General features: G+C 63.0%; 21 protein-coding genes and 1 tRNA gene. 11 read left to right on the top strand and 11 right to left on the bottom strand.

Features of this window, described 5'->3' with window-relative positions:
- Positions 1-115: 115 nt before the first annotated feature.
- Positions 116-814 (top strand): signal peptidase I, encoded by a 699-nt coding sequence (gene lepB, locus M0D67_RS12350; RefSeq protein ID WP_154561351.1) that lies wholly within the window; start codon positions 116-118, stop codon positions 812-814.
- Positions 815-839: 25 nt separating this feature from the next.
- Here the strand turns inward: lepB and M0D67_RS12345 are convergent, their stop codons facing one another.
- The 7 genes from M0D67_RS12345 to M0D67_RS12315 all read right to left on the bottom strand — a co-directional run bounded on the left by M0D67_RS12345 (position 840) and on the right by M0D67_RS12315 (position 6295).
- On the bottom strand, positions 840-1499 hold the full coding sequence (locus M0D67_RS12345; protein ID WP_154561349.1) for an amino acid ABC transporter permease: 660 nt from the start codon (positions 1497-1499) through the stop codon (positions 840-842).
- Positions 1500-1606: 107 nt separating this feature from the next.
- Positions 1607-2401, bottom strand: coding sequence for a cystine ABC transporter substrate-binding protein (locus M0D67_RS12340; RefSeq protein WP_093632562.1), 795 nt, complete (start codon positions 2399-2401; stop codon positions 1607-1609).
- Positions 2402-2517: 116 nt separating this feature from the next.
- On the bottom strand, positions 2518-3579 hold the full coding sequence (locus M0D67_RS12335) for a quinone-dependent dihydroorotate dehydrogenase (protein WP_154561347.1): 1062 nt from the start codon (positions 3577-3579) through the stop codon (positions 2518-2520).
- Positions 3580-3668: 89 nt separating this feature from the next.
- Positions 3669-4490 (bottom strand): arginyltransferase, encoded by an 822-nt coding sequence (locus M0D67_RS12330; RefSeq protein WP_168435741.1) that lies wholly within the window; start codon positions 4488-4490, stop codon positions 3669-3671.
- 116 nt (positions 4491-4606) lie between these two features.
- On the bottom strand, positions 4607-5344 hold the full coding sequence (gene aat, locus M0D67_RS12325) for a leucyl/phenylalanyl-tRNA--protein transferase (protein WP_154561345.1): 738 nt from the start codon (positions 5342-5344) through the stop codon (positions 4607-4609).
- Positions 5345-5353: 9 nt separating this feature from the next.
- A complete protein-coding gene (locus tag M0D67_RS12320; RefSeq protein ID WP_097392281.1) occupies positions 5354-5899 on the bottom strand; it encodes an NUDIX hydrolase in 546 nt (181 codons plus the stop codon).
- A 319-nt stretch (positions 5900-6218) separates the two neighbouring features.
- Positions 6219-6295: transfer RNA gene (locus M0D67_RS12315), tRNA-Met, on the bottom strand.
- Between the two features lie 259 nt (positions 6296-6554).
- On the opposite strand from M0D67_RS12315, the gene M0D67_RS12310 reads away from it, so the two are divergent.
- Complete coding sequence (locus M0D67_RS12310) at positions 6555-7052, top strand: heme-degrading domain-containing protein (protein ID WP_266238891.1); 498 nt, start codon at positions 6555-6557, stop codon at positions 7050-7052.
- 4 nt (positions 7053-7056) lie between these two features.
- Complete coding sequence (locus M0D67_RS12305; RefSeq protein WP_154561341.1) at positions 7057-7395, top strand: multidrug efflux SMR transporter; 339 nt, start codon at positions 7057-7059, stop codon at positions 7393-7395.
- Positions 7396-7420: 25 nt separating this feature from the next.
- Here the strand turns inward: M0D67_RS12305 and M0D67_RS12300 are convergent, their stop codons facing one another.
- Entirely contained in the window at positions 7421-7804 is a 384-nt protein-coding gene (locus tag M0D67_RS12300; protein ID WP_154561456.1) for a hypothetical protein, read from the bottom strand.
- Positions 7805-7868: 64 nt separating this feature from the next.
- Positions 7869-8060 (bottom strand): hypothetical protein, encoded by a 192-nt coding sequence (locus M0D67_RS12295; protein WP_266238890.1) that lies wholly within the window; start codon positions 8058-8060, stop codon positions 7869-7871.
- Positions 8061-8325: 265 nt separating this feature from the next.
- On the opposite strand from M0D67_RS12295, the gene M0D67_RS12290 reads away from it, so the two are divergent.
- Positions 8326-8610: a DUF1488 domain-containing protein gene (locus M0D67_RS12290; RefSeq protein WP_154561337.1), complete on the top strand. Its 285-nt coding sequence runs from the start codon at positions 8326-8328 to the stop codon at positions 8608-8610.
- A 67-nt stretch (positions 8611-8677) separates the two neighbouring features.
- Here the strand turns inward: M0D67_RS12290 and M0D67_RS12285 are convergent, their stop codons facing one another.
- Positions 8678-9688, bottom strand: coding sequence for an NAD-dependent epimerase/dehydratase family protein (locus M0D67_RS12285; protein ID WP_154561335.1), 1011 nt, complete (start codon positions 9686-9688; stop codon positions 8678-8680).
- Positions 9689-9823: 135 nt separating this feature from the next.
- On the opposite strand from M0D67_RS12285, the gene M0D67_RS12280 reads away from it, so the two are divergent.
- Positions 9824-10762, top strand: a complete 939-nt coding sequence (locus tag M0D67_RS12280) for a TetR/AcrR family transcriptional regulator (protein WP_154561333.1) — start codon at positions 9824-9826, stop codon at positions 10760-10762.
- 46 nt (positions 10763-10808) lie between these two features.
- Positions 10809-11945 carry an enoyl-CoA hydratase/isomerase family protein gene (locus M0D67_RS12275; RefSeq protein WP_266238889.1) on the top strand — a complete coding sequence of 379 codons (1137 nt, stop codon included), beginning with the start codon at positions 10809-10811 and terminating at the stop codon, positions 11943-11945.
- Positions 11946-11964: 19 nt separating this feature from the next.
- Here M0D67_RS12275 and M0D67_RS12270 read toward each other — a convergent pair whose 3' ends face one another.
- Entirely contained in the window at positions 11965-12390 is a 426-nt protein-coding gene (locus tag M0D67_RS12270; RefSeq protein WP_154561329.1) for a hypothetical protein, read from the bottom strand.
- Between the two features lie 521 nt (positions 12391-12911).
- Here M0D67_RS12270 and ssuD point away from each other — a divergent pair.
- The 5 genes from ssuD to M0D67_RS12245 all read left to right on the top strand — a co-directional run bounded on the left by ssuD (position 12912) and on the right by M0D67_RS12245 (position 16670).
- Positions 12912-14072, top strand: coding sequence for an FMNH2-dependent alkanesulfonate monooxygenase (gene ssuD, locus M0D67_RS12265; RefSeq protein WP_266238888.1), 1161 nt, complete (start codon positions 12912-12914; stop codon positions 14070-14072).
- 56 nt (positions 14073-14128) lie between these two features.
- Positions 14129-14986, top strand: coding sequence for an aliphatic sulfonate ABC transporter permease SsuC (gene ssuC / locus M0D67_RS12260; protein WP_154561325.1), 858 nt, complete (start codon positions 14129-14131; stop codon positions 14984-14986).
- Positions 14983-15987 carry an ATP-binding cassette domain-containing protein gene (locus tag M0D67_RS12255; protein WP_154561323.1) on the top strand — a complete coding sequence of 335 codons (1005 nt, stop codon included), beginning with the start codon at positions 14983-14985 and terminating at the stop codon, positions 15985-15987. The genes ssuC and M0D67_RS12255 overlap by 4 nt, the downstream gene beginning before the upstream one ends.
- Positions 15988-16034: 47 nt before the next feature.
- Positions 16035-16250, top strand: a complete 216-nt coding sequence (locus M0D67_RS12250; protein ID WP_011488137.1) for a molybdopterin-binding protein — start codon at positions 16035-16037, stop codon at positions 16248-16250.
- A 222-nt stretch (positions 16251-16472) separates the two neighbouring features.
- Positions 16473-16670, top strand: coding sequence for a hypothetical protein (locus tag M0D67_RS12245; RefSeq protein WP_054034588.1), 198 nt, complete (start codon positions 16473-16475; stop codon positions 16668-16670).
- Positions 16671-16684: the final 14 nt, after the last annotated feature.

Raw genomic sequence — 16684 nt, 5'->3', positions numbered from 1 at the left:
TCCGTCGCCGCGTTGCTTCCCGCGGCGGTGGTACGATTTGCGCGGGCGCGCGGACTCGAACAAAAAGGGCCGCGTACCCACAGCTTTCGATCACCTTCCACTGGAGCCGCCTGCGATGCGCATGCTTGGAAAACTGTGGCGCGACAACAAGAGCCTCGTCGCCTTTCTGTTCCTGATGGTGCTGTTTCGCAGCGCCGTGGCCGACTGGAACGTCGTGCCGAGCGGCTCGATGTTGCCGACGATTCGCGAAGGCGACCGGATTTTCGTCGACAAGATGGCCTACGATCTGCGCGTGCCGCTCACCCATATCACGATCGCGCATCTGCACGATCCGCAGCGCGGCGACATCGTCACGATCGATTCTTCGGCCGCGCATGAATTGATCGTCAAGCGTCTGATCGGCTTGCCCGGCGACAGCGTCGCGATGCGCGACAACGTGCTGTATGTGAACGGCGTGCGCGCACGTTATCAGCCGCTGAAACTCAAGCCGTTGCCGGGCGATGCGACATCCCCCGGCGACTATCTGACCGAACGCTTCGACGGCGTTACGCACACGGTGCGGCTTGCACCTGAGGCGCCGAGTCCGCGCAATTCGTTCGGTCCGGTGCTCGTGCCGCAAGGCGAGTATCTGATGCTCGGCGACAATCGCGACAACAGCGCCGACTCGCGTTACTTCGGTTTCTTTCCGCGCAAGGAACTGATGGGCCGCACGCGTCACGTCGCGTTTTCGCTCGACCCGGATCACTTCTACAAACCGCGCTTCGAGCGCTTCGGAGCGCCGCTGGATGCAGCGGCGCTAGCTGCCAGCCGGTAGGTTGGCGGGGAGGTGTGGAGGCTCTTCAGTGGCGCGACGGCAGCGCCAGGCGCTTTTCGTACCAGTGCTGCACCCACTCGAGCACCTGGCACAGCACCCAGTAGACCGCGGCTGCCGCGAGGTACAGCGGCAGCGGCTGATAGGTCGACGCGATGATTTCCTGCGCGCTGCGCAGCAACTCGGTCACGGTAATCACCGACACCAGCGACGTATCCTTGATCAGGCTGATCAAACTGTTCGACAGACTCGGCACGGCGATGCGCAAGGCCTGCGGCGCGATCACGTAGCGTAATGTCTGACGCCGCGAGAGCCCGAGGCTATAAGCGGCCAGCCACTGGCCGTTGGGAATGCCGAGAATCGCGCCGCGCATGCTCTCCGACAGATACGCCGCCACGTTCGCCGACAACGCGATCACGCCCGCAGGCGTGGGGTCGAGCGAAATACCGAGACTCGGCAAGCCGTAATAGATCACGAAGATCTGCACCAGCAGCGGCGTGCCGCGGAACACGCTCACATAAACGCGCGCGATCCAGTTCAACGCGCGGTTGTGGCTGACGCCCATCACCGCGAGCACGGCGCCGGCAAGCAGGCCGAAGATCATCGACAGAACCGCGAACTTGACCGTCAGGACGGCGCCCTGTGCGAGCACAGGAAGCGATTGGACGAGCAGGGAAGTGGTGGACATGAGCGGTGGGTAAGGTTGACGCGCAAAGTGCACATGGGGGCACATCATGGACAAAAGCGAAGGGCGGCATCGTCGACGATGCCGCCCCTCGTTTCATCCGGCGTGCGTTACTTGATCGGCTTGCTGACGTCGATGCCGAACCACTTGTCCGAAATCTTCGAGAACGTGCCGTCCGCTTCGAGCTGGGTCATCGCGTCGTCGATCGCCTTGGCGAACTTCGGGTTGCCCTTCCTGAACGGAATGCCAGACGGGTTGCCCGCGCCGACCGTCGCGCCCGTGCGCAGCGGCAGTTGCGAGTTCTTCATCAGATACGCGAGCATCAGGCGGTCGTTCAGCGCCGCATCCAGACGGCCGGAGGCCAGATCGCGCAGGTATTCAGGCGCGCCCGGGTACGTCTTCACGTCGATGCCCGGCACCGACTTCGCCATGTCCATGTAGTTGGTGCCCAGACCGACGCCGAGCTTCTTGCCCTTCAGATCGTCGAGCGATTTGAACTGGCGCGTGTCGTCCTTGCGCTGGATCAGTTGCGCGGCCGAGTACGTGTACGCCGGCGAGAAGTCGAGTGCCTGCTTGCGTGCGTCCGTAATGCCGACCTGGTTGACGATCACGTCAAACTTGTTCGCCTGCAGACCGGCGATGATGCCGCTCCACTCGGTCGTGACGAATTCCGGCTTCACGCCGAGCTTGGCCGCAACGGCCTTGGCGATGTCGACGTCATAGCCGACCAGTTCGCCCGACGGCGCTTTCGAATTGAACGGGGGGAAGGTGCCTTCCAGGCCGATGCGCAGCGTGCCGCGTTGTTTGACCTGGTCGAGCAGGTCGTCCGCGTGGGCGGTGACCGCGGTGAACGACGCGCCGATCAGGCCGGCGACGAGCATCTTTTTCAGCAAGCCAAATTTCATCGAGTTCCTTTTTTGTTCGTCTGGCGTTTTAACAGACGAAAGCATAACAAAGCAGACTATCGAAACCTAAATATCGTTTGTTTATGTCTATATTACGGAGGCGGGTCACGGGCGGCTTAGCGCAGCGCCTGCGCGCATTCAGCCACCAGCGCGGGTCCGCGATAGATGAAGCCGGTATAGAGCTGCACCAGCGAAGCACCTGCCGCGAGCTTGGCGCGCGCATCTTCGCCCGAGAAAATCCCGCCCACGCCGATGATCGGCACCGTTTCGCCGACTTCGGCGCGCAGCTTGCGGATCACTTCGTTCGACGCGTCGAACACGGGCTTGCCCGACAGGCCGCCGGCTTCATCGCCGTATTGCATACCGGTGACGGCGGTGCGCGACAGCGTGGTGTTGGTGGCGATCACGCCTTCGAACTTGTGGCGCAACAGCGTATCGGCGATCGATTTGATCTGCTCGTCGTCGAGATCCGGCGCGATCTTCAGGGCGAGCGGCACCAGCTTGCCGTGCATGTCGGCCAGACGCTGCTGCTTGTCCTTAAGCGCCGCGAGCAGCGCGTCGAGTTCGCCCGCGCCTTGCAACTGGCGCAGATTCTTCGTATTCGGCGACGAGATGTTGACCGTCACGTAGCTCGCGAACGGGTACACGCGTTCGAGGCAGTACAGATAGTCTTCGGCGGCGCGCTCGATCGGCGTGTCGGCGTTCTTGCCGATGTTCAGCCCGAGAATGCCGCGATAGCGCGCGGCCTGCACGTTCTGGACGAACTGGTCGACACCCGCATTGTTGAAGCCCATCCGGTTGATCACGGCATTCGCCTCGGGCAGGCGGAACATGCGCGGACGCGGGTTGCCCGGCTGCGCGCGCGGCGTGACCGTGCCCACTTCAATGAAGCCGAAGCCGAGCGCCGCCAGACCGTCGATGCACGCGCCGTCCTTGTCGAGGCCCGCGGCGAGCCCGACCGGGTTACGGAACGTCAGCCCCATCACGGTGCGTGGCGAATCCGGCACACGTGGCGCGAGCGCGCCGGCAAGGCCGGTGCGGCCCGCGGCGCCGAGCATGCGCAAAGTCAGGTGGTGAGCGTCTTCCGCGTCCATGCGAAAGAGTTGGGCGCGTACGAGCGGGTAGAGGGAACTGAACACGGGACGAAGCCGGGCGGCCGGAAAATGGGAACCCGCCATTTTACCGGCTTTGGGGCATTAATGAGACTAACTGGTAGGGACCGTTATGGCCACGTTGTGGCCACCTTCGGGTTACCTTATGGCCGGGGTTAAGGCCGCAGCGGCCCGCGCCGACCCTGAATCGCCAGATCGACCGGCGGCAGATCGATGCTGGTTGGATCGAGCACCTTCCAGACACCGTCGATCAAACCTTCGAGCGGCCGGAAATTCGCCTTGTACGCCATCTTCGGGCTCTCGCGAATCCAGTAGCCGAGGTACACGTAGGGCAGCTTGAGGCTTTTCGCCTGCTCGATCTGCCAATAGATGTTGTAGGTGCCGAAGCTGGTGTGCGGCAGTCCCGGTTCGAAGAACGTGTACACCGACGAGAGCCCGTCGCCGAGGATGTCGATCATGCTGATCATGCGCAGAATGCCCGGTGCTGACGGATGGTCCGGCAGCGGCTCGCGGAATTCGACCAGCCGCGAGTTGATCCGGCTCTGCAGCAGGAACTGTTCGTACTGGTCGCGGCTGTCGCGGTCCATGCCGCCGCCGGCATGCCGCGCCGATTGATAGCGCATATAGAGCGCGTAGTGCTCTTCGTCGTAATGCAGCGGGGCAACCGTTGCGATCAGCTCGCCGTGCTTCTTCCACACCCGGCGTTGCGTGCGGTTCGCCTCGAAATGATCGACCGGCACGCGCACCGGCACGCAGGCGCGGCAGCCATCGCAATACGGGCGGTAGGTGAACACGCCCGAGCGACGGAAGCCGGCTTTGACGAGGTCGGTATAGACGTCGGAGTTGATCAGGTGACTGGGCGTGGCGACTTGCGAACGCGCGATGCGTCCATCCAGATAACTGCAGGGATAGGGCGCCGTTGCATAAAATTGCAGCGCCGAAAGCGGAGAAAGAGGCAGCTCGTTGGGATGAGTCACGTTGGCAGCTCTCGAAGCGTCTCTGGTATTGCAAACCCGGCGCCTTGCGGTTTGAAACCCGCGGCTCGTGACCCGCGGCTCGGTTGGCGACGGATCCGGATTCGGCCTGATTTTTCCTACGCCGCCGGCGCTACGACATCGTGCAAGACGGTCTTGTCGAAACGCCAGGGAATCGGCGGTGCATCGACAGACGCGCGAACATGCGCGATGAACGCTTTGCGCGCTATCTCGCGACCGCCCAGCGACGCCAGATGCGACGTGTTCTGCTGGCAGTCTATCATTTCTATTTCGTGACAGCGCAAGTGTCCGACAAGCGCGGCCAGCGCCATTTTCGACGCATCGGTGACCTCCGCGAACATCGATTCGCCGAAGAACATCCGGCCGAACGACACCCCGTACAAACCGCCTACGCGTTTGCCTTCGAACCAGGTTTCGATGCTGTGTGCATCGCCGACCCGGTGCAGCGACGAATACGCTTCGACGACATCCGCGGTGATCCACGTGCCGCGCTGGCCGCGTCGCGGCGCCTGCGCACAGGCGCGCATAACAGCTGCAAAATCATGGTCGACACGGATTTCCCACGCGTCCTCGCGCAGCACGCGCTTGAGCGTTTTACGCAGTGACGGCGATAGTTTGAACTCGGCGGGGCGCAGGATCATGCGCGGATCAGGACTCCACCACAGCACCGGCTGGCCGTCCGAATACCAGGGGAAGATGCCGCGCCGATAGGCGTCGATCAGCCGCGACGGCAGCAGGTCGCCGCTGGCGGCGAGCAGGCCGGGTGCGCCGCTTGCCGCGCCGAGCGCGCGCTCGACGGAGGGAAACGGATCGTCAGGTCCGAGCCAGGGAACCATGCGCGCCGCTCAACCTTCGCGCAGCGAGCGGAAGATGTCGCCCGTATGCAGCCCGAAGCTGCCGGCGGCACGGTCGGCGAAAAAGAAACGCAAAGTCTGGCCGACGGTGGGGAAGGCGATCTCGTCCCACGGAATGTCGTGTTCCTCGAAGAGTTTCACTTCGAGGCTTTCTTCGCCGGCGGCGATGTCGAGATCGAGCAGGCGCGCCATATAGAACAGATGCACCTGATGCACGTGCGGCACGTTCAACAGCGAGAACAGGCTCTGCACCTCGACGCGGGCGCCGGCTTCTTCCAGCGTTTCGCGCGAAGCCGCTTCGGCGGTGGTTTCACCCATTTCCATGAAGCCTGCCGGCAGCGTCCAGTAGCCGTAGCGCGGTTCGATCGCGCGACGGCACAGCAGCACTTTGTCGTCCCAGACCGGGACGGTGCCGACCACGTTGCGCGGATTCTGATAATGCACCGTACCGCAACTTCCACACACGAAGCGCTCGCGGTTGTCACCCGGCGGAATGCTCAGGCTGACGCCGTGGCCGCAGACAGAACAGAATTTCATAGGAAGGGGACGAGAAAGGGTGATGGGAGTTTATCACTGGGGCGAGCTTTGTCGGGAGCGGGCCATGACGGTGTGGGCCAGTCGGTGTGGGGTGGGGAATTTCGCTGATCAGGCGCCCGTCGATGCGACGGCATTGCGAATACTGTGGAGGAAAAATGCGGATATGTTTGGAGTCCGGATCAACGGGCACGAGCGGGCGTCAGCGCACGCAGCCGCGAGGCGGAAAACGGGAGACAGAAAACAAAAAAGGCCTGCCGGTTGGGCAAGCCTTTGAAGTTTTTCGACGTCTTCGAACCGATTTAGCTACTTAAGCGCTACTTGGTTGCGGGGGTAGGATTTGAACCTACGACCTTCGGGTTATGAGCCCGACGAGCTGCCAGACTGCTCCACCCCGCGTCCGTCGAAGAAAAGATTATAGAACAAAGCGGCGACCAGCGCAATAGCTTGTTAAGAACCGGCTTCAATGCGCGCCGCTGCGGGCGAACTTCAAAGCGGAACGCCAAAGCGCAGCGGCCTCCAAAGTCGCGGCGTGCATTGCCGGCGTCGTATGCCGGAAGGCCTGCGTTGCACGCTGCGCTAGAATCCAGGTTCTCTTCGCGCGCCGGGATGCATGTGCAACGGCCTGCGCTTCACTTCTTACCTTGTTCAGAACTCCATGGATATCGCTCACGATCTACAGGTGATTGCCGCTCAGGAACAAGCGCTGGTGTTCCCGCAATTCGATGCCGACCGCGCATGGCAGATCGGCGCCTATCTGCACGAAGTCGCGAAAGCACGCGGCATTGCCGCGGCTATCGACGTGCGCACATTCGGTCAGCCGCTGTTCTTCAGCTTGCTCGAGGGCGCGACGCCGGACAACGTCGACTGGGCGCGTCGCAAGGGCAACACGGTCGCGCATTTCCGGCGCGGTTCGTATGCGATCGGTTTGAAGATGCAACAGGCAGGCAGCACGCTCGCCGACAAGCACGGCTTGCCGGTCACGGAATATGCGTCCCATGGCGGCGCGTTTCCACTGACGGTGGCGGGCGCCGGCGTGATCGGCTCGATCACGGTGTCCGGTTTGCCGCAACGCGCCGATCATGAGCTGGTGGTGGAAGCGCTGTGCGCGCACCTCGGCCACGACTACAGCAAGCTCGCGCTTGCAAAGGCCTGAGGCGATGCGGATGCCGCCTTATGCGTTGCTCGCCATTGCGATCGTTGCCGAAGTCATCGCGACCTCCGCCATGCGGGCCTCGGAAGGTTTTTCGCGGCTGCTGCCCGCAGCGGTCGTGGTGATCGGCTACGGCATCGCGTTCTATTGCCTGTCGCTCACGCTGAAGACTATTCCGGTGGGCATCGTCTACGCAGTGTGGTCAGGCGCCGGCATCGTGCTGATTACGCTGGTCGCGGTCGTGATGTACCGGCAAGTGCCGGACGTGCCGGCCATCATCGGGCTCGGGCTGATCATTGCCGGGGTCGCCGTGCTGAACATGTTCTCGAAGATGCAGGCGCACTGAGCGCTCATTGAGCGTCCACTGAGCGTTACTTGCAGCGCACGATCATCGAACGGTTTTTCACGTTAGCCGATACGACGTTCGTGACGCTGCCGCCCGCGGCGCCGCCTTCGTCGTTGTCTTTCGACACGATGTCGTAGCCGGTTGCGCCACACGCCTTGCCGGCCTGCACGTAGCAGGAGGCCCAACTGGACGCGGCGTCGGCGCCGCTGCAGTTCACCGCAAAACCCGTCTGGCCGTTCGGCAGATTGATCAGCGAGGTGGTGTTCGACGATGCGCAGCCCGCGAGACCCGCGCCGAGCAGCACGGCGGCGGGCAGCGCGGCAGACAGGGACGCCCTGCGGACGAGAGCAAGCGCGGCGCTGCTGGGTAGGAAGCGGCCGGAGCGGCGCAGTTGCGTCATGAAATGCATCGTGATGTTTCCTTTCAAATAGGTATCGAGGCTCGCCACACACACGGGGCGTGTGCCCACACGGCTAAGGCGTTTCGATCGTGATGCCTGCCGCGCGGACCAACTGGCGGCTTTCCGAGCCGCTTTCGGTCGCTGCGTCTTCCCAGATGCTGATGGCTCTCGGAATGTCGATGCCATGGCTTTCTGCGTAAGCAAACCAGGTGTTTGCCGCATCCGGTTCAGGCAGTTCGTGGTTCTGCAGGAAATATTTTCCCATACTGTGTTCGCTGACCTCGAAAAGGCGTCACTGCGTCAGCACGGATCGTGCCGATGAACCGGTTCGACCGAAGCAGTCGGCACAAGTGCAATCCGGCGTGTCGATTTGCCTGCGAAGCTTATCGGCATGGGGCGTACGACGTTGATCAGGCGGGCGCTGGAGGCTGGACCGCAGTCCAGTCGCGCGAGTACCATAGCGGGCATATCCGGGGCGGCCGGTACTCCCCGGTGTCCGTTTCCTGCCGGATCCTTCTGATGAGGCGACCATGGAAATTCGGTTTCCCGCGGACGCGCCCGCTTACCGCGACTCCAATCTGACGGTGGTCTTTCGCGCGCTCGTGGACGGCGAACCGGTGCCGTGCGCGATCTCGGTCGAGGCGCTCGAGGATCACTTCGGCGCGTACACCGAGGATCTCGAAGGCTGGATGCGCGCGTTCGACGCCGGACGTCCACACATCGAGGCGGTTGCGCGCGAACATTTGCAGATCAGCAATGGCACGCCTGTGTTGCTCAAGAGCGGCCACTTTCCGCCCGGCAACATGGCGGGCTGATCCGGTTCATTCGCACACGCACAAAAAACGCGCTTTAAAGCCGCTCGCTTGCGAAAGCCGTCCACAATCAGGCCGTTTTCGCGGCGTCCCGTTGCGTGTCCGTATTCGCCGATGCCGCTGCGCGCGCGGCGTCGAACGCATGCCGGATACCGTCTTTGTACGAGGTTTTGGCGATCGGACCGAGCAGTTGTGTCAGTGCCGAGTCGTCAAGCACAACCGGCTCGGTCATCAGGTAGTTCATCTCCACCAGTTCCCGCATCAGCGGATTGAAGAGGCCGAGCACGCGCAGCATGGTCTTGCCGGCCACCATCAGCTTCGGCTCGCGGCCCGCTAGCGCATAAGCCTGTCTCGCCACTTCGCGCTGCGTGATCGTGCCCGTGCCGGCCAGATGCCACCAGCGGCCGTACGCTTCGGGCGTACGTGTGAGTTTCTCGACCACTGGTCCGATATCCGGCAGGTAGATGAATTCGTGCTGCACATCCACCGGCCCGATCACCTGCGCGCGCTTGCCGTGCGCCGCGCCCTCGAATATGCCGTTGATCAGACTGCGTTCGATGCAGTGACCGTAGAAATCCGGCAGGCGCAGCACCAGCGTCGACAAACTGGTAGACCCGCTCGCGCGCCCGTGTGCCGCCAGCACCAGTTTTTCCTGCTCGAGCCGCATCTTGCCTTTGAACGTATGGGGCTCACGCGGATGATTTTCGCTAATCGGATTGCCGCGCGCGCGGCCGTACGGATACACGGTGCCGATCAGAATGAAGCGTTCGACGCCTGCCGCCGTCACGCCGTCGAGGGTTTTTTGCATGAGTGGCGGATGCGAGGCGAACTGATCGTAGGGCACGCCCACCAGATAGATCACCGTCTGCAAACCGGCCGCCGCGGCGCTGATCGAAGCCGGGTCGTCCGGATTCCACGTGACGATTTCCGCATGCGGGTCGTGGCCGAAGGCCGCCTCGAGCGGCGCGCGCGAGCGGCCGACTACCCGGTAATCACGGCCCGCCGCGCTCAGCGCCGCCCCGATGATTTGACCGGCGGCGCCCGCGGCGCCGAATAAACCTACTTTCCCTGTAGCTTGCATGAACGACTCCTGAAGACGGCGCCGTATTGCGCCTGGGTGAGCTTGTCTGATCGATGAGAATTTAGTGAACACCGTTCAGTAAACAGTGTTCAGTTTAATTTGACATTTCAGTTTGTCAAGCCGAAAATGCCCGGCATGGGAATCGTCGAACGAAAAAGCCGCCAGAAACAGGCGCTGCGCGAGCGCATCCTCGATGCAGCGCGGCGCATCGTGATGCGCGAAGGCTTCGCTGCGCTGTCAATGCGCAAGATTGCCGACGCCATCGAGTATTCACCCGCCACGCTGTACCTTCACTTCGCGAGCCGCGATGAAATTGCGCAGGCCTTGTGTGCGGAAGGTTATGCGCAATTGCTGGCCACCTTCGTGCCGCTCGCGCAGATCGCCGATCCGGCTGAGCGCTTGAAGGCGCTCGGGCGTGCTTATGTGGCATTCGGTGTTGCTCATCCGGAAACCTATCGGCTGATCTTCATGGAAGACCCGAGCTACACAGGCGCGGCGCTGGGCGGCGCGGCTGCCGCGGCTGGTAAGGGTGCGGGTGGGGCGGTGGCTGCCGTGGCGGATGCAGGGGTGACCGCCGCGAGCGAAGCGGTGGAAACCACGGCCGCTGGGACAACGGCCGCAGGAACAACCGCGGCGGCTTCCACCGCGTCCGGAAAAGCGAATCTTGCGCCTGCGAAACCGGACGACGATCCCGGCGACGCCGCGTTACACATCATGCTCCGCGCCCTCGAAGAGTTGAAAGCAGCAGGGCGCTTGTCCGCATCGATGGACGTGGCCGTGTGGGCGGAGGCGTTCTGGGCGACCCTGCACGGCATCGTCGCGCTCAACCTCACATGCCCTGTGTTTCCGAGCGCGCCGCTGGATACGGTGGTGGGTGTCGCGCTCGATACCTGGCTGGGCATGCAACCCGCCGGGCAGTCGCAAGGCGCCGCAAAATCCACGCGTGCCGGCAAGAAAAAGTCTGCTGAAGCGCCAGCGGAATTGCACGCAGAAGCGCACTCAGAAGCGCACGCAGAATCGCCCGCTGAGACAGGCGTCAAGCCCGCCACCAAGCCCAAAGCCGCGAGCGCGTGATAACGTTCAGTTCCGATTCATTTCGCGCCATCGCGCTTCGCTCTCCATGTCTATTTCCGCCTCGCCCGCCGTCAGCGACGAAGTCGCGACTTACGTAGCCAACCGCATCGGTTTCATCGAACTGGAGAGGCCGAAGGCGCTCAATGCGCTGTCGACCGGCATGATTCGCGCGATGCACGCGGCGCTCGATCAGTGGCGCGAAAATCCCGACGTGCTTGCCGTGGTGGTGCGCAGCCAGCATCCGCGCGCGTTCTGCGCGGGCGGCGATGTCCGCTTTCTGTACGAGTCGGCGCAGCGCGGCGAGCATGATGCGCGCGATACGTTTTTCACTGAAGAATACCGGCTCAATCACGCGATTTTCACTTACCCGAAGCCGTATATCGCCTTGACGAATGGCGTCGTGATGGGCGGCGGCATGGGGATTTCGCAGGGCGCGCATCGTACCGGCGGCCTGCGGGTGGTGACGAACTCCACGAAGATGGCGATGCCCGAGACCCGCATTGGCCTCTTTCCAGATGTCGGCGCGAGCTGGTTTCTGGCGCGCACGCCGGGCGCGCTCGGCCGCTATCTGGCGGTCACGGGCGAGACGATCGGCGCAGCAGACGCACTCTACGCAGGTCTAGCCGACGCCTATATCGACGACGCGGCATTGCCCGCGCTAGCCGATACGTTGCGCAGCGAGCCGTTCGAACGTGGTGCAGACGTGGTGGCGAGCATCGAGCGTGAGGCCGCTAAGCATCAGGTCGTACCAGAACCCGACGCTTCACCGCTAGCGAGCACGCGAGCGTTGATCGACCGGCATTTCGCGTTGCCTGACATGACGCAGATTCTCGCGTCGCTGGAGCAGGAACGGGAGCACGGCGGCGATTCGGCCGATTGGGCTGAGCAGACGATTGCCGTGTTGCGCGAACGTTCGCCGTTGTCGATGGCCGTGTCGCTGGAAGTGGTGACGCGCGCGGAGGGTTCGATGGCGGACGTGCTGCGCGGCGATCTCGATCTGACGCGCACGTGCTTCGCGCAAGGCGACACAATCGAAGGGATTCGCGCGCGCATCATCGATAAGGACAACGCGCCACGCTGGCGTTTTGCGCGTATCGAAGACGTGAGCGCCGCCGACGTGGCGAAGATGTTCGAAAGCCCGTGGCCGGCAAACGAACACCCGTTGCGAGATCTGCGAGGTTAAGCAGACACCAGGAAGACGCTCAGTCTTCGTCTTCGCTCGCCATGAATGCGCGCATGAACACCAGCGCGCCCCAGCCCCACATCGCGTTCGCCGCGAAACCCACCGCGAGGCGCGGCAGCATGTTGCCGCTCGGCCAGATGCCGCGCAACGGATCGACCACAAACACGCTCGCCGCCGTCAACGCAAGGCCGCCGAACACGAAGGCGGGCACCCACGGCGCGCGGCGTCCCGGCGCAACGCGCAACAGCCACGCCATCAGCACAGCCCAGAATGCGCTCCAGATCGCGTTCGCAATAAACTCCGGCAGCCCGAGCGGCAAAAACGGCGCGGTCGAAAAACCGGTAGGGTCGATCAGACCGGCTGCGTGCAGCAGCGCCAGAGTCGATTCATGAAAGAACAGGGAAGCCAGAAAACCGGCGATGAACGGCAGGATGAGTTTTTGCATGCATTGCACCGCGAGAGATCAGGCGGCGTGGTTCACGCGGCCTGCACCGGATTATTGGAAACGTGGCGCCATTATATATAGGGGTGCCCGGCTTCCAGCGTAGGTAAGGCGCAACATCCGTATGCTTTAGCGTCGGGCTAATCACGAAAGTGGAAAACCTAAGCTAAAAAAAATCGTTCAAAAGCCGCGCCCCGATCCATAGACTGTTTCTCCATGCAGACGGTGTTTGCCGCCGTCGCCCATTTAATCGAGCGCATCACGCGCACGTCTGGTCGAGGGAAGCCGTCGCGATGTCCTGCCTGATGCCGATCTTCAGCCGCTCCATGGCACACACGCGCTTGCGGATGCGCTGTCGGAGCTAGTCCGCGCCTCGCCGCAGTTTTTCCGTTCCTTTTTGCGCTTGCATCTCCGGCTTTCGTACCGGATGGATGTGCGCGACCAGCGGCGCGCGGCCGGCGTGTGCACTTTCACTCGACGCACCGTTTCCATTCAATCCAGTTTCGAACAAGCAGGAGCAGCAAATGAATGTGTTCTGGTTCATTCCGACTCACGGCGACAGCCGCTATCTCGGTACGTCCCAAGGCGCACGCGCAGCGGATTACGACTACTTCCAGCAGATCGCCGTCGCCGCCGATACGCTCGGCTACGAGGGCGTGCTGCTGCCGACCGGCCGTTCGTGCGAAGACGCATGGGTCGTCGCGTCCAGCCTGATCGCCGCGACCAAACGTCTGAAGTTTCTGGTGGCGATCCGTCCGGGCATCTCATCGCCGGGTCTGGCGGCGCGCATGGCGGCGACCTTCGACCGTCTGTCGAATGGGCGTCTCCTGATCAACGTCGTGACCGGCGGCGATTCGGCTGAACTGGAAGGCGACGGCGTATTCGTCGATCACGACACGCGCTATGAAATCACCGACGAATTCCTGCATATCTGGCGCAAGTTGCTGACCGCCGCGCATACCAACGATGCGATCGATTTCAACGGCAAGCATCTGGTCTCGAAGGGCGGCAAGGCGCTGTATCCGCCGGTGCAGAACCCGCATCCGCCGCTGTGGTTCGGCGGTTCGTCGGCGGCTGCGCACGACATCGCGGGCGATCACATCGACACGTATCTAACGTGGGGCGAACCGCCCGCAGCCGTCGCGAAGAAGATCACCGACATTCGCGCTCGCGCTGAAGCGCGTGGCCGCAAGATCAAGTTCGGCATTCGCTTTCACGTCATCGTGCGCGAAACCGAAGAAGAAGCATGGGCCGCCGCCGACAAGCTGATCAGCAAGCTCGACGACGAAACCATTTCCCGTGCGCAGGCTTCGTTCTCGAAGATGGATTCCGAAGGACAGCGCCGCATGGCCGCGTTGCACGGCGGCAAGCGCGGTGGACGCGCGGAACTCGAGGTGTATCCGCATCTGTGGGCGGGCGTCGGTCTCGTGCGCGGTGGTGCTGGGACGGCGCTGGTCGGCAATCCCGAGCAGGTGGCCGCGCTGATGAACGAGTACGCGGCGCTCGGTATCGACACGTTCATCCTGTCCGGCTATCCGCATCTCGAAGAGTCGTATCGCTTCGCCGAATTGGTGTTCCCGTTGCTGCCGGGCCATCAAAGCAAGGTCGCGGGCGGTCCGCTGTCGGGGCCGTTCGGCGAGATCGTCGGCAACAACTATCTGCCGAAGGCGGCAAGTTCGAGCTGAGCGCTTGCGCCCGGTTCGGCAATGACGCCCATCGATAAGCAACGAGGACAATCATCATGGCTCAATCCACTGTGAGTGAGGAACGAGGCACACAGGCAGGCTCGGGCGCGGCTTTCAGCGCGGGCCTCGTCGGCGCATTGCGCCGCATCGGCGCGCCTCTGGCGCCGTGGCTCGTGCCGCTGGCGATTCTGCTGGCGTGGGAATTCGCCGCGCGCAGCGGCATTCTCTCGACGCGTGTGCTGCCCGAACCGCTCGCGGTCGTGAAGGCCGCGTGGTCGCTGATCCAGTCCGGCGAAATGTGGGCGGACGTGAAGGTCAGCACGTGGCGCGCGGTGTCGGGCTTTACGATCGGCGGCGGCATCGGACTCGTGCTCGGCCTTGCCACGGGTCTCTTCAAACCCGCTGAAATCGCGCTCGATTCGACTGTGCAGATGGTCCGCAACATTCCCGCGCTGGCGATGATTCCGCTCGTGATCCTGTGGTTCGGTATCGAGGAAGAGGCGAAGGTGTTTCTCGTCGCACTGGGTGTGTTTTTCCCGGTCTATGTGAACACGTTTCACGGTATCCGTTCGGTGGATGCCAACCTGATCGAGATGGCGCGCAGTTATGGCGTGAAGGGTTTTTCGCTGTACCGGCATGTGATTTTGCCGGGGGCGTTGCCGTCGATTCTGGTCGGCGTGCGGTTCGCGTTCGGGCTGATGTGGGTCACGCTGATCGTCGCTGAAACCATTTCCGCGCAGTCGGGCATCGGCTACATGACGATGAACGCACGCGAATTCCTGCAAACCGATGTGGTGGTAGTGGGCATCCTGCTGTACGCGGCACTCGGCAAACTTGCCGACGTGCTGGCCAAGAGTCTCGAGCGTGTATCGCTGCGTTGGCATCCTGCCTATCAACGAGGAGCGAAAACATGAGCGCAACGACATTGTCGACCTCGTTCGGCGGCATCGCGGGCAGCGATCTCGAAGCCGAACTGGCGCAACCGCGCACTGTCGATCATGACGCGGATGAGGCTGCCGGCTTCGACCGTGCGGATTCGGCGCACGATCGCCAGCGCGTGGGCGTCGTGCCTTCGGCGACCGGTGCATCGGCGCGCAACGACGCACGCCGCTCTGGCGATTTTTCGGTCGAATTGCGCGGCGTCGGCAAGCAGTACGGCGAGCGCACGGTGCTGTCCGATTTTGATCTGTCGATCGAGCGCGGCAGTTTCGTGGCGATCGTTGGCCGCAGCGGCTGCGGGAAATCGACTTTGCTGCGCCTGGTGGCGGGTCTGGAGAAGGCCACCTCGGGCGTGCTCGAAAAGCGCGCCGAAGACGGCCAGCCGCTCGACACGCGCATCATGTTCCAGGACGCGCGGCTCCTGCCTTGGAAGAGCGTGCTGCAAAACGTGATGCTCGGCCTCGGCCGCAGCGCCCGTGAAGATGCGCGCGCCGTGCTCGACGAAGTTGGCTTGCTGGAGCGCGCCAACGACTGGCCCGCGCAGCTCTCCGGTGGTCAGCGTCAGCGTGTGGCACTGGCGCGGGCGCTGGTGCATCGGCCGCAATTGCTGCTGCTGGACGAACCGCTCGGCGCGCTCGACGCGTTGACGCGCATCGAAATGCACGCGCTGATCGAACGGCTGTGGCGCGAACATCAATTTACCGCGCTGCTGGTGACGCACGACGTGCATGAGGCCGTCGCGCTCGGCGACCGGATTCTGCTGATCGAAGAAGGGCGCATCGCGCTCGATCAGCCGGTGCCGCTGGCGCGCCCACGGGCGCGTGCGTCGGCCGGTTTTGCAGCGCTGGAAGAACATGTGTTGCAACGCGTACTGAAGACGGCGCCGAACGACGACGCACTGTCCCATCGCGCTTACGACGCACGTGACGAGGGCCGCCTCACGCGGCGGCCGACAGACGTCCGCTGGGCCGTCTGACACCCCTTGACTGACTGTTTTCAATCGCTTTTCTGGAGTCACTCGACATGAGCATTTCCGCAATCAACGTACGCAATCAGTTCAAAGGCAAGGTCAAGGAAATCATCCGCGGGCCGGTGGTGTCCGAGGTCGATGTGGACACGCCGTTCGGTATCGTCACCTCGGTGATTACCACACGTTCGGTCGACGAACTCGACCTGAAGGTCGGCTCGGAAGTGGTCGCGCTGGTGAAGTCGACGGAGGTGTCGATCGCTCGTCTGTAAGCGCGCGAGGGCACTAGTCGCATTGATCGCATCTTCACGCGCGCCGACGCTATTTTGCGTTGGCGCCGCTTCGCTTGATCTCATCCTCCTTGCCGATACCACTTGCCGGTTTGTTGCCGCCACGCATCCATACGGCACCACGCAACCCGCATGCCTCAACGCGCCCCTGCGTGCCCCCGCAAAACTTGCTACGATGAATTGAGCACCACGACGGAGACGGCCATGTCGAAGTCATTAAGTCCGGAAGCGGTTGAAGCGTTGCGGCGCCTGAACGATGTCGGCGTCGGACAGCCCATGCCGAAGTTTGAGCAATCCGTCACGGCGGAGTTGCTGACGAACGGGCTTGCCGCCGAAGCAAGCGGCGGCGAAGTCGAAATCACCTGTAGCGGCCGGCAGTACCTTTCTGGCGATTGCGACTGATCGTCAGGCGAGGG

This window comes from Paraburkholderia sp. SECH4 (genome assembly GCF_030511745.1).
GTDB classification, from domain to species: Bacteria; Pseudomonadota; Gammaproteobacteria; order Burkholderiales; family Burkholderiaceae; genus Paraburkholderia; species Paraburkholderia madseniana.
The sequence above is the reverse complement of the archived record's forward strand: the minus strand, read 5'-3'. Positions and strand labels throughout refer to the sequence as shown.